General features: G+C 64.1%; 12 protein-coding genes. 10 read left to right on the top strand and 2 right to left on the bottom strand.

What is annotated here, in order from left to right:
- The first annotated feature begins 27 nt into the window (after nt 1-27).
- The 10 genes from AB6802_RS19845 (at nt 28) to AB6802_RS19890 (ending at nt 11097) form a co-directional block, all read left to right on the top strand.
- Nucleotides 28-1176, top strand: a complete 1149-nt coding sequence (locus AB6802_RS19845; protein ID WP_371011866.1) for an efflux RND transporter periplasmic adaptor subunit — start codon at nt 28-30, stop codon at nt 1174-1176.
- A gap of 369 nt (nt 1177-1545) precedes the next feature.
- Nucleotides 1546-1761 (top strand): hypothetical protein, encoded by a 216-nt coding sequence (locus AB6802_RS19850; protein ID WP_371011867.1) that lies wholly within the window; start codon nt 1546-1548, stop codon nt 1759-1761.
- Nucleotides 1762-1846: 85 nt separating this feature from the next.
- On the top strand, nt 1847-2539 hold the full coding sequence (locus AB6802_RS19855; RefSeq protein ID WP_371011868.1) for a GntR family transcriptional regulator: 693 nt from the start codon (nt 1847-1849) through the stop codon (nt 2537-2539).
- Nucleotides 2540-2565: 26 nt separating this feature from the next.
- On the top strand, nt 2566-3669 hold the full coding sequence (locus AB6802_RS19860; RefSeq protein WP_371011869.1) for a mandelate racemase/muconate lactonizing enzyme family protein: 1104 nt from the start codon (nt 2566-2568) through the stop codon (nt 3667-3669).
- A gap of 1 nt (nt 3670) precedes the next feature.
- Entirely contained in the window at nt 3671-4855 is a 1185-nt protein-coding gene (locus tag AB6802_RS19865; protein WP_371011870.1) for a mandelate racemase/muconate lactonizing enzyme family protein, read from the top strand.
- 242 nt (nt 4856-5097) lie between these two features.
- Nucleotides 5098-6756 carry an ABC transporter substrate-binding protein gene (locus AB6802_RS19870; protein WP_371011871.1) on the top strand — a complete coding sequence of 553 codons (1659 nt, stop codon included), beginning with the start codon at nt 5098-5100 and terminating at the stop codon, nt 6754-6756.
- A 72-nt stretch (nt 6757-6828) separates the two neighbouring features.
- Nucleotides 6829-7782, top strand: a complete 954-nt coding sequence (locus tag AB6802_RS19875) for an ABC transporter permease (RefSeq protein ID WP_371011972.1) — start codon at nt 6829-6831, stop codon at nt 7780-7782.
- Nucleotides 7779-8660 carry an ABC transporter permease gene (locus tag AB6802_RS19880; RefSeq protein ID WP_371011872.1) on the top strand — a complete coding sequence of 294 codons (882 nt, stop codon included), beginning with the start codon at nt 7779-7781 and terminating at the stop codon, nt 8658-8660. Before AB6802_RS19875 ends, AB6802_RS19880 begins: the two co-directional genes overlap by 4 nt.
- Nucleotides 8653-10701, top strand: a complete 2049-nt coding sequence (locus AB6802_RS19885; protein WP_371011873.1) for a dipeptide ABC transporter ATP-binding protein — start codon at nt 8653-8655, stop codon at nt 10699-10701. Before AB6802_RS19880 ends, AB6802_RS19885 begins: the two co-directional genes overlap by 8 nt.
- 87 nt (nt 10702-10788) lie before the next feature.
- Nucleotides 10789-11097, top strand: coding sequence for a hypothetical protein (locus tag AB6802_RS19890; RefSeq protein WP_371011874.1), 309 nt, complete (start codon nt 10789-10791; stop codon nt 11095-11097).
- Nucleotides 11098-11130: 33 nt separating this feature from the next.
- Here AB6802_RS19890 and AB6802_RS19895 read toward each other — a convergent pair whose 3' ends face one another.
- Together AB6802_RS19895 and AB6802_RS19900 are read right to left on the bottom strand one after the other, a co-directional pair.
- Complete coding sequence (locus AB6802_RS19895; RefSeq protein ID WP_371011875.1) at nt 11131-11856, bottom strand: neutral zinc metallopeptidase; 726 nt, start codon at nt 11854-11856, stop codon at nt 11131-11133.
- Nucleotides 11857-11951: 95 nt separating this feature from the next.
- Nucleotides 11952-12851 carry a LysR family transcriptional regulator gene (locus tag AB6802_RS19900; RefSeq protein ID WP_371011876.1) on the bottom strand — a complete coding sequence of 300 codons (900 nt, stop codon included), beginning with the start codon at nt 12849-12851 and terminating at the stop codon, nt 11952-11954.
- Between the last annotated feature and the right edge of the window lie 90 nt (nt 12852-12941).

Here is a 12941-nt window from a genome sequence, read left to right on the forward strand (position 1 = left end):
GCGGCCGAATAGGATTGGAGAACGATCATGCGTAGATGGAAAATCGCCTTAGGAGCCGCCGTCGCGATCGGCGCGGTCTCGGTGGCAAGCGTTCACCTGCTGAACCCGGGCTACCTCGGTAGCGGCACCGCGGGCGCCGCGCCCGCCCCGGCGGCCTTCGTCATGCCGGTGCCGGTGGTCAATGTCGTCAAGAAGACCTTGCCGATCTATCTCGACTACGCTGCGCGTGTCGAAGCGATCCGCAGCATCACGCTGCAGGCGCGCGTGCCGGGCTATCTGCAGGAGCAGACCGCCGCCGACGGCAGCGACGTGAGCCAGGGCGCCCTGCTCTACCGGATCGCGCCGCAGGATTATCAGGCAGCGCTCGATCAGGCGCAGGCGCAGGTGCAGCGCGATAACGCGACGCTAGACTACGCCCGCTCCAATCTCGGCCGCGGCACCGACCTTGCCAAGGCCGGCTACCTCGACAAGGACAGCTTCGACCAACGCACCAGCACCTTGCGCACGGCGCAAGCCGCCCTTGCCGTCGACCAGGCTGCGGTGCGGACGGCCGAGCTCAATCTCGGCTATGCCGAAATCAAGGCGCCGTTCAACGGCCGCATTGGCCGCAACCAGGCCTCGGTCGGCACGCTGGTCAGCGTCGCCGGCACGGTCCTCAACACGCTGGTGCAGCTCGACCCGATCTACGTGACCTTCAACCCGAGCGAGACCGATCTCATCCAGATCGCTCAGGCAAAGGCCGCCGGTCCGATCGCCGTCGATGTGCTGTTGCCCGGCGAGACGGTGCCCAGCCAGAAGGGCGAGCTCACCTTCATCGACAACACGATCGACCATTCGACCGGCACCATCACGGCGCGCGCCACCATCGGCAACGCCAAGTTCACGCTGCTGCCGGGACAATATGTGCGCGTGCGCCTGCATGTGAAGGAGCAGCCCAACACGCTGATGGTGCCGCAGGTGGCGCTCGGCTCCAGCCAGCTCGGCAAGTATCTCTACGTGCTGGGCAAGGGCAACACTGTCGACCAAAAGCTGGTGTCGCTTGGGCCGACCGACGGCGACCTCGTTTCCGTGACCTCCGGCATCTCCGAGACCGACCAGGTGATCACGGGCAATTTGCAGAAGATCGGACCAGGAATGCCGGTTTCTCCCTTGCCGCAACCGAAACCGGCCAGCTGATAACCCCCATCAGTTTCCGGTCCGACGGCGCCCTCGACACCCACGTCGAGGGCGCCGTTTTCTTTTTCACGCAAGTCATGGAATTGCTCCGAGCAACTCGACCAGCCCGACGATATCCGCACGCTCAGACTTCGCCGGCAGCATGAAAGCGCAATAGGGTTGACCTAGGCGCACAGAGACGGATGACAGCGCGATCAACCGGCCTGCTTCAAGGTCGGCGCCGGCCATGATCCTCTGGCCAAGCGCTATCCCCAACCCCAGCCGTGCCGCGCCGATCGCCAGGCTGGAAAGCCCGACGCGCCCGAGCGCGGCGGCGACTTCGAATACCGCACCGATCTGCGGTCGGACAGTGAGCCGAATTATGACGGCGTGGCAAAGCTGCTTGAGGGCCGCGACCCAGAGGCGAAAATCCTGCGCATCAAGGCCGGCACGCTGAACGCCTTCCGCGGCAAGAACACCGCGCACCGGGTCACCACCGTCGAGGGCAATCGCGAACGCATGATCGCGGTGTTTTCCTATTATGAGCGCCCGGGCGTCATATTCAGCGAGGAAGACCGGATCGGCTTCTACGGCCGAGCGGCCTAAGGCGCGGCCATAAAAATCCTGCAGCTCCTACTTGTTAGATTGTCGACAATCTGATTGTCTTGCATAAATCTTCCGGGAGTGATGCATGGCAAAGCTGGATTTCAGTCCGATCGCGGACACGACCCGCAGGGCGGAGATCGTCGCCCTGCTGCGGCGAGCGATCCTCACCGGACAGCTGGAGCCGGGCCAGAAGCTGAACGAGCTGCGCATCTCCGAGCAGATGCGCGTGAGCCGCGCGCCGCTGCGCGAGGCGATGCGGGAGCTGGTGCAGGAAGGCATCCTGACCAGCATCCCCTATGCCGGAACCTTCGTCATCGACGTCACCGCCAAGGACATCGTCGACGCTTATTCGCTGAACAAGGTGCTCGACGAGTTCGCCATCGAGCTCGCCTGGCCGCAGCGCGACCGGCGCTTCTTCGACGAGCTCGACCATCGCCATGAGGCGGTGAAGCAGGCGACACGGGCGCTGGACACCACGCGCCAGATCGAGACGGCGTTGCAATTGCATGGGCTGATCTACGAATGGGCGGACAATTCGGTGCTGCTCGAAACCTGGCAGCGGCTGACCAGCCGGCTGCAGATGTATTTCGCCCTGCATCAGCGGGCGCGCAACGAGGCGGTGCCGGCGCTCGACGTGCACGAGACCTATGTGGCGCTGCTCAAAGGCAGCCACATGAAGGCCGCGCAACGCCATGCGCGCGAACATATCGATCTCGATTTCGAAGAGCTTCTTGCCTATGCGCGCAGCCTCGAAAAACGGTTGCCGAAAGGCGCCTGACCAACATCCTGACAACGGACGGCAAAGTGAAGATCAAGAGCATCAAGGCCTACCATGTCGTGCAGCCCTTCGTGGACGGGCCTTACCGCATGTCCAAGGGACGGGTCGCCGACTGTTTCGACGCGGTGATCGTCGCCATCACCTCCGACAGCGGCGTCACCGGCTGGGGCGAAATGGCGCCGCTCGGCAATTTCTACTCGGCCGCGTTTCCGGCGGGAGCGCGCGCGGGCGTGCCGGAGATCGCGCCGCATCTGATCGGCCAGGACCCACGCGGCCTTGCCGGCATCGGCCGGCTGATGGACACGGTGTTCAAGGGCCATCCCTACATCAAGTCGGCGCTCGACATGGCGTGCTGGGATCTGGCCGCCCGCGCGGCCGAGGTGCCGCTGGTGACCATGCTCGGCGGTCGCGAGAGCGATATGGCCGAGACCTACCGGGTCGTCACCCACGGCACGCTCGATCAGATGGCCACGTTGGCCAAGAGGATCATCGCCGAGGGCTGCCGCCGTCTGCAGATCAAGGTCGGCGGTACTGTCCGCGACGACATCGAGCGGGTGAGCGCGGTCGCTTCGGCAGTGCCGAAAGGCACAGTGATCTTCTGCGACGCCAATGCCGGCTGGACGCCTTACCAGGCGCGCCAGTTCGCCGACGCCACGCGCGGCATCGACTACACGTTCGAGCAGCCGTGCACGACGATCGAGGAGAACATGTCGGTGCGCCGCATGCTCGACAAGCCGATGGTGCTGGACGAGAGCGTCACCTCGCTTGGCGAGATGCTGGAAATCCACCGCCGGGGTGCTGCCGACGGGCTGACGCTGAAGATCTCGCGGCTGGGCGGCGTGACCCAGACGCGGCTGATCCGCGACGTGGCCGTCGACCTCGGCTTCATGATCACGGTCGAGGACACCGGCGGCGCCGAGATCGACACAGCGGCGATGGCGCACCTGTCGCTGTCGACACCGCAGGAGCGCCGGCTGCATGCCATCGCCTTCCACGAATGGGTCACGGTGCGCACGGCCAGGAACGCGCCGCCGGTGACCGGCAGCCATATGGGCGTTCCCGACGGCCCCGGCCTCGGCATCGACGTGGACCCGAATCTGCTCGGCGATCCCTTCTTCGAGATCGGCTGAGATGAAGATCACGCGTATCAAGGCAACGCCGATCAACTACCGGCTCGAGGCGCCTTACGTCTGGGTGTTCGGCGAACTCGACGGTTTCTCGCCGACCATCGTCGAGGTCGAGACCGAGGATGGGCTGGTCGGCATCGGCGAGGCGCCGACGCCGGGCGCGGCCGCCGTCATCAACGATGTGCTGGCGCTGCGGCTTATTGGCCGCGACGCCTTCGACATCGCCGGCGCCGAGGAAGTCTCCCTGCCTTTCTGGAGCGGCGTGCAATCGATCAACGACCGCACCCGCATCATGGCCTTCGGCGCCGTCGAGATGGCGCTGTGGGACCTGCGCGGCAAGGCGTGGAAGCAGCCGCTTTACCAATTGCTCGGCGGCGCGGTGCGCAAGGACATCCCCTTCACCGACTATTTCTCGTTGCGCGGCGACGGCGCCAAGGTGAAGGGCGAGAAGACGCCTGAGGACGTCGCCGACTATTGCGTCGAACTCAACCAGCGCTACGGCACGACCTTCTTCGAGGGTAAGTTCTCGACGCAGGACCCAAAGGTCTCGATGAAGATGGTCGAGCTGATCCGAAAAAAGCTCGGCGACGAGGCGATGATCCGCATCGATTCCAACCAGGCCTATTCGCTGGCGACGGCCAGGCAATTGGCGCGACCGCTGGAAGAGCTCGGCGTGCGCAACTGGGAAGACCCGGTGGCGACATCCGAGGAGATGCGCGAACTGCGCCGGCATTGCTCGATCCCGTTTTCGACCCACAACATCGACGTTGCCCGCGCCATGGAGCTGAAGGTGCCGGACGCCTTCGTCGGCAATCCGACGGCGCATGGCGGCATCAGCCGCATGCTGCGCTTCGTCGGCGCCTGCGAACATGCCGGCATCGATTACTGGTGCTACAGCGGCGACACCGGCATCGGCAGCGCCTGTTATCTGCATCTGTGCGCAGCGCTCGGCTGGATCCGGGAGCCCAATCAGTCGCTGTTTCGCATGCAGCCGATGGACATCATCGAGGAAGGCCCGTTCTCACCCAGGAACAATGTGGTGCCGGTGCCGGAAGGGTACGGTCTCGGCGTCACCCTGTCGCAGGACCGGCTTGCCGCCTGCCATCGCGACTTCGCCCTGAACGGCCCGTGCAACAAATATCACGCCCCGGAAAAACCCGGGACTTACCGCAGACTGCCGCTGAATTAGGAGGATGTCGAAAAGCTGGCAGGACTTATCGAGAAAAGGGCGGCCATGGGTCGCCTGGCCGACAGACAATTCATCAAGAAAATCTGACCTTTCCGCTTCAACGAGCGGATGGACCAGACAAAACCGCATGCTACTGTCCGTCGACCGATATTGATGAAGACCGGGAACAGGAGAACTTCACGGAACTCGTCAACTGGAATGCATTCGCCAACCACAACAATTAGGGGAAAGGGCTTAGACCCATGAAGAACTACCGCATTCTCGACCGCCTGCGCCGCGGCCGGACGCCGCTCGAAAATCACCTTATCGACGGTTTGATCGACGGCCGCATCAGCCGCCGCGAATTCGTCCGCCATGGCAGCCTGCTCGGCCTGTCGCTGCCGCTGCTCGGCCGTATCGGCATGGCCGCCGGCTTCGGCGCGGCGCCCTCGCTCGCCCGCGCCGGCGCACCCGGCGCCACCATCCGCGTCGGCAGCAGCGTGCCCGCGGCGGCGATCGACCCCGTTACCATCGCCGACGCCGGCGGTCTTCTCGTCATGCAGCAGGTCGCCGAATTCCTCTGCGTCGACGGTCCGGACCTGGTGCTGAAGCCGGCGCTGGCCGAAAGCTGGTCACCCAACACCGACGGCACGGTGTGGACCTTCAAGCTGCGCAAGGGCGTGAAATTCCACTCGGGCGGCGAGATGAAGGCCGACGACGTGGTGGCCAGCATCGACCGGCTCGCCGATCCGGCAAACTCGTCCAACGCGCTGTCGGTGTTCAGCGGCATCCTGAAGAAAGGCGCCTCCAAGAAGGTCGACGACTATACGGTCGAATTCCACCTCGACGCGGCGAACGGCAACTTCCCCTACATGCTGTCGTCCGACAACTACAACGCCGTCATCATCCCGGCGAGCTACAAGGGCGACTATGAGAAGAGCTTCGACGGCACCGGGCCGTTCAAGATCGAGAAGTACACGGCCAAGGTCGGCGCCTCCTTCGTACGCAACGACGACTATTGGGGCGAAAAGGCCCTGCCGGATCGCACCGAGTTCACCTTCTTCGCCGACATGCAGCCGCAGATCCTGGCGCTGCAGGGCGGCCAGATCGACATCATCAACCAGATGCCCGTGCTGGCCGGCGTCGCCGTCCTCAACGATCCCAACGTCAACGTCATCAGCCTGAAGTCGTCCGCGCATCAGCAGTTGCATATGCACTGCGACGAAGGCCCGACGAAGGACGCGCGCGTGCGCCGCGCCATAGCGCTCTGCCTCGACCGCGAGAAACTCGCCGCCGGCCTCATGAAGGGACGCTCGGCGCTCGGCAACGACAGCCCGTTCGCCGCCGTCTACCCCTCGACCGACACCAGCGTGCCGCAGCGCAAGCAGGACATCGCCCAGGCCAAGCAGCTGATGGAAGCGGCGGGCGTCGGACAGGGCTTCAAGATGACGCTCACCACCGAGCGCTATCTCGAAATCCCGGAATACGCCCAGCTCATCCAGAACTGGGTCAAGGAAATCGGCGTCGAGCTCGAGCTCAACATCCTCGACCAGGGCGCCTATTACGGCGATGCCGTGTTCGGCAAGTCGAACTGGCTGGATTCGGCGATGGGCATCACCGACTACGGCCACCGCGGCGTGCCCAACGTCTATCTGGCGGCGCCGCTCAAGAGCGACGGCACCTGGAATGCAGCGCATTTCAAGAACAAGGACTACGACCAGCTGGCGACCAGCTACATCGCGGCCCTCGACCTCGAAGCGCAGAAGGCCGACGCCGGCAAGATCCAGAAGCTGCTGCTCGAGGAAACGCCGGTGGTCTTCGGCTATTTCTACGACTATCTGACGGCAACGGCGAAAGGCGTGGAAGGCGTGCAGCCCACCGCCATGTCGCAGCTGTTCCTGGAGAAAGCGTCGAAGGGCTGAACGGAAAGGGAAAGCCAATCCTCTAACGGCCAGCTCCCTCAACGGGGGCTGGCTTCATAAGGAGTCTTAGCCATTCTCTCCTTCCTCGTTCGACGGATTGCCCTGTCGCTCGTCACGCTGTTCCTGCTCAGCGTCATGGTGTTCCTCGGCGGCCAAGTGCTGCCCGGCAATGTCGGCCGAGCCATCCTGGGGCCGTTCGCCGATCAGCGCGCCGTCGACACGCTCAATCATTCGCTCGGCGTCGACCGGCCGCTGCTCGTCCAATACGGAAGCTGGATCTGGAAATTCGTGCAGGGCGACATGGGCATGTCCTATGTCTTCCGCGCGCCGGTGGCTCCGTTCGTCATCGATGCCTTGGGCAATTCGTTGAAACTGGCCTTGATCGCCTTCGTGCTGGTGGTGCCGATCGGCATACTCGGCGGCGTCATCGCCGCGCTCAACCTCAACCGGCCGCTCGACCGCATCATCAGCCTTGGCGGCCTATCGGTGACGGTGCTGCCCGAATTCGTCACCGGCATCATCCTGATCCTGATCTTCGGGGTCTGGCTGCGCTGGCTCCCGATCGCCGCGACCTGGCCGAAAGGCGCCGGCTTCTTCACCCAGATCTATTATCTGATCCTGCCGTCGCTGCCGCTGTTCCTGGTGCTGTTCGGCTACATTGCCCGCATGGCGCGGTCCGGCATGATCGAGGCGCTCGATGCCGATTATACAAGAACCGCCGTGTTGAAGGGGCTGCCGTGGCGCACAGTGATCTGGCGCCATGTGCTGCGCAACGCTCTGTTGCCGACGATCACCGTCATAGCAACGCAGACCGGCTATCTGATCGGCGGCCTTGTCGTGATCGAGACGCTGTTCCGCTACCAGGGCATCGGCTCGCTGATCTTCACCGCCGCGCGCGGCAAGGACTTCCCGATGCTGGAGGCCGGCATCCTGACCATCGGCATCGTCTATTCGGTGGCAACGCTTGCCGCCGACTTCCTCTATTCCGTGCTCAATCCGCGTATCCGGCTGGGGGCAGAGCAATGAGCGCCACTGACACGCCCATCGGCGCCGCGCCCGACACCACGACGAAGCGCAGCCCGTGGGGCGAGGTGCTGCATTCGCTGTTGCGCTCCCGCACCTTCCTGACCGGTTTCGGCATCGTGCTATTCTGGGTGATCTGCGCGCTGTTCGGCGAGCATCTGGTGCCTTACGACCCGCTTGCCGACGACATCATCAACGCGCTCGCGCCGCCATCGGCAGAGCACTGGTTCGGCACCGACCAGATCGGGCGCGACGTGTTCTCGCGCGTCATCGTCGGCTCGCGCGACATCCTGACGGTGGCGCCGCTGGCGACGATCCTGGCGACGATCGCCGGCACCGCGCTCGGCCTCGTCATCGGCTATTTCCGCGGCATCGTCGACGACGTCATCAGCCGCGTGCTGGAAGCCTTCATGGCGATCCCGGTGGTGATCGTCGCGCTGCTTGCCATCGTCGCGCTCGGTACATCCAAGACCACCGTGATCGTGGTCATTGGTCTCAGCTTCGCGCCGATCATCGCCCGCACGGTGCGCTCGGCGGTGCTGGCCGAACGCGAGCTCGACTATGTCGCCGCGGCCAAGCTGCGCCATGAAGGTGCGATGCACACCATGTTCGTCGAGATCCTGCCCAACGTCATCCCGCCGATCCTGGTCGAGACGACGGTGCGGCTCGGCTACGCGATCTTTGCCGTCGCCACCCTCTCCTTCATGGGCTTCGGCATCCAGCCGCCCTCGCCCGACTGGGGCCTTTCGATCTCCAACAATTACGGCATGATTGGCGGCGGCTTCTGGTGGACGGTGCTGTTCGATGCGCTGGCGATCGCGTCGCTGGTGGTCGGTGTCAACCTCGTCGCCGACGGCGTGCACGGAGCGTTCAATGACTGACAAGAACGCGCTCGAACTCAAGGACCTTTCCGTCGCCTATCGCGTCGGCGGCCGCAACCGTGCGGTGCTGCGCAACGTCAACCTCAAGATCGGCGCCGGCGAATCATATGGGCTGGTCGGCGAATCCGGCTGTGGCAAGTCGACCGTAGCGCTGTCGGTGGTGCGCTATCTGCCGCGCAACGGCTCGATCACCGGCGGCTCGATCGCGCTCGACGGCCAGGATCTGATGAAGCTCGACGCCGAGGCGCTGCGCCGTGCCCGCGCCGACAGCGTGTCGATGGTCTATCAGGATCCCGGCAAGGCGCTCAACCCGTCGATCCGTATCGGCCGGCAGCTGACCGAGATCTTCGAGCTTGCCGGCGTCGCTGGGCAGAACGCAACCGACAAGGCCATCGCCATCCTTAACCGGGTTCGGATCTCGGATCCGCCAAGCGTCATGCAGCGCTACCCGCACCAGCTTTCCGGCGGCATGCAACAGCGCGTGGCGATCGCCATGGCCTTGGCCAACGATCCCTCGATGCTGATCCTCGACGAGCCGACGACCGGCCTCGATGCGACGGTGGAAGCCGAAGTGCTCGACCTGATCGGCCAATTGCGGCGCGAGTTGTCGGCGTCGATCCTGTTCATCAGCCACAACCTCGCCGTCGTCTCCAACATGTGCGACCGTGTCGGTGTGCTCTATGCCGGCATGCTGGTCGAGGAAGGCTCGACCAAGGACGTCTTCAACGATCCGCGCCATCCCTACACGGTGGCGCTGCTGCGCTGTCTGCCGCGCGGCGGCCAGCGCAAGGACCAGGGCCGGCTCGACACCATTCCGGGCTTCCTGCCCGGCATCGGCGCCAACATCGTCGGCTGCGCCTTTGCCGACCGTTGCGCGCTGGCGACCGAGCGCTGCCGTGCCGAGCCGCCGCCGCTCTACGAGCTGGAAGACGGCCGGCTGTCGCGCTGCCATTATCACGACAAGGCGCAGTCGCTGCCGCGCGCGACGCCCGCCGAAGTTTCGGCGCCGGCGCCCAAGCAGGCGCCGCCGGTGCTGCGGGTCGAGGGCCTGAACAAGACCTATGGCAGCTACGGTCATCCGCTGCGCGCCGTGAAGGACGTCTCGGTCAGCCTCAGCCCCGGCGAGACCCTCGGCCTGGTCGGCGAATCCGGCAGCGGCAAGACCACTTTCGCCAGACTGCTGCTCGGCCTCGTCGCGCCGGACGATGGCGGCTCGATCGAGCTCGAAGGCAAGAAGCTCGCGCCACGGCTTGCCAGTCGCTCCGAGGACCAGGTCAAGGCGGTGCAGATCGTCTTCCAGAATCCGGATTCCGCGCTCAATCGCTCGCATTCGATCCGGCATATATTGAGCCGCGCCCTGAAGCGGCTGGGCGGGCTCAGCGGCAAGACGCTGGACACGCGGCTGGAAGAGCTCGTCCGCTCGGTGCGGCTCACCGACCGGCATCTGGCAGTCAAGCCGCGCCAGCTGTCGGGCGGCCTGAAGCAGCGCGTGGCGATCGCACGCGCCTTCGCCGGCGACCCACGCATCGTGGTGTGCGACGAGCCGACCTCGGCGCTCGATGTCTCAGTGCAAGCAGCGATCCTCAACCTTCTCGCCGACCTGCAGACGAAGCAGGATGTCAGCTACATCTTCATCTCGCACGACCTTGGCGTGGTGCGCTATCTCTCCGACAAGATCGCCGTGCTCTATCTCGGCCGCATCATGGAGTTCGGCCCGTCGGAAGCGGTCTTCTCGGGCCCGCACCACCCCTATACCGAAGCGCTGCTGTCGGCCGTGCCCAAGCTCGACCGTACCGAGAGTTCGCGCATCCGCCTCGACGGCGAGATCCCGAGTGCGGCCAACCCGCCGAAAGGCTGCGTCTTCCACACGCGCTGCCCGCGCAAGATCGGCGCCATCTGCGAGACGCAGGAACCGGAGCTGACGGAGGCCGAGGCCGGCCACACGATCCGCTGCCACATTCCTTATGCGGAGCTGGCCAGGCTGCAAGCATCAAACCTGGGGCAACAACCTTCCGCTCGACTTGCGGACGGGGTTTCATAGCAACCATCCGACGCCGAGAGGGCCTGCGACTCCCGGGGCGGATTACGATAGGCCGTTTCTGTCTGTTTCCACGCGCCGGTGACCACAATGACCTCGATGGCAGCCGAACAATTTCGAGACAGGGTTGCCGCGATCATCGCTGATTGCCGGACCGCGGCGGCAGCCAGCCCTTACGACTGGAAAGTATGCGTCGGCGCGGTCGGCGCGGCGCAAGCCGAATTTGAAAAGGTCAGCATTACCGGCACGGCGCAGGATTACGGCGCCGCCTTGATTTCCCGTTTGGAGCGGCTCCGCGACGGATATTTTGATCCGGATGGAGAATACACGTCCGGGCGATCGGACATCGGCACCGTCGTTGAAAAGATCAGGAAAGCATTGAGGCTTATCGGCCAGTAATGTCGCCGCTCGCGCGAGCGGACGACGGATCGGTTAGAGCGGATTGTTGGAGATGTTGCAGTCCGCGATCGCCTTTCCGGCGAGGCCCCGGTCATACCAGCGGACCCTCTGTTCGGATGTGCCGTAGCTTTTTGCCTTCGGATCTTTGGAGGCGTTTGCGGCCTGATCGTCTCCGAGAGACCGCAGCAGGTCCCTGGCCTCCGTCAGATCGGCGTCGTCAAGCAAATGCTGTTCCTGGACATACCGGGTCCATAGCCCGGCAAAACAATCGGCCTGAAGTTCGACCCGTTGCGATCGAAGGGTAGCGGTATCCTTGCTGTCGGCCGTCGCCAGCGGACGCGGAGCTTCAGAGATGTTCTGCACATGGTGTCCAACTTCTCGGGCGAGAATGAGCGCCTTGCCGAAATCGCCGATCAAACCGATCTTGCGAAGCTCGGGGAACGCCGGATCGAGATAAATCCTGTGGTCGCGCTCGCAATATGAGGTTCCTGAGGCAGGACCGCACGCGGTAGCGATGACGCCCGTAAACAACACCAGTTTGGGCTCCTCATACTTCAATCCATCGGCCTTGAAGACGGCACCCCAGAAATCCTCCGTCTCCGCCAACACAACGGAGAGAAGTTGCTTGACGTCGTCGCTTTGAGTGATTTGTCCGGACACGACTGCGTTCGAAGCCACCTTCCCTTCAGAGAGCGTTGTCGCGCATAACGACGTCGCTATGACAACCAGGCACGCGGTGGCGAAGGACAGCCGGACCAAATCGCAACTCCTTGAGGCGGGAGGCTGATCTCTCTACACAGGTGAACTTGGCGTTATTGAGATGGACGAAATTATCGCCCTGGAACAGTTTTGATTTATCCGTCCGCCATGCTGAAGCCGCGGTCGCCCTCGGCGAAGCCCTGGACGTCGGACCAGTCCCTGGCCAAGGCGCGCAGCCCGGCGAGCGCGACCTCCAGAACATCGGACGATGCCGGGTTGCTGGGATAGGCAAGATAGAGCGGCCGCTGGAACACCGGAGCGCCCTCGACGCGCCGCAGTTCGCCACGCTCGATATGCGTGCTCACCGCACTCAGTGGCAGATAGGCCGCCGCCTTCTGCGACAGGACATGCTGCAGGCCGATGAAGACCAGACCGGCGGAGATGGCGGGCTTGACGGTTCCGGCAAAGGCACGGTCATGCTCGACCCTGAACTCCAGACCCCAATCCATCAGGATGTAGTTTTCGGTCCACGGTTGTTCCTGCTGCGTGTGCTGGACGAGCACCACCTGATCGACGGCCAAAGTCTCATAGACGATGCCGGGATGCGGTTTCGGCAGATAGAGGATGCAGATGTCGAGCAGGCCTTCGGCCATCTGGTCGATGGCGAGATCCGGGAAACTGCCTTCCAGCCGCAGCGCCACATTGGGCCGCCGCTGCCGCATCCAGCCAATCCAGGGCGAGGTGATACTGTCCCACAGATAGGCAGGAGCGGTCAGCCTGAGCAGCGCCTCGTAGCCATCGGGAACAGCGATGTCCTGTCGCGATTGTTCCCAGGTGCGCGTGATCGTCGAGGCATGCGGCAGGAATTGCCGGCCGGCCGGCGTCAACGACACGCCGTCGCTGTCGCGCACGAACAGCTTGCGGCCCAGTTGCTCTTCTAGGCCGCGGATTCGCGCGCTGACCGTCGACTGCGCGAGGTTCAGCCGACTGGCCGCGACCGTGAAGCTGCCTTGTGTCGCGACCTCCAGGAAACTGCGCAGATTCTCGGTGTCCATGGTTTCTGCCCTCAAGCGCATCGCCATCGAAAATTTCGATGGCCTCGATCAAAAAATATCGCTTTCCGGTCGCGGTCAACAGTGACCTAA

It is taken from the genome of Mesorhizobium sp. RCC_202 (genome assembly GCF_041355295.1).
Classification (GTDB): Bacteria; Pseudomonadota; Alphaproteobacteria; order Rhizobiales; family Rhizobiaceae; genus Mesorhizobium.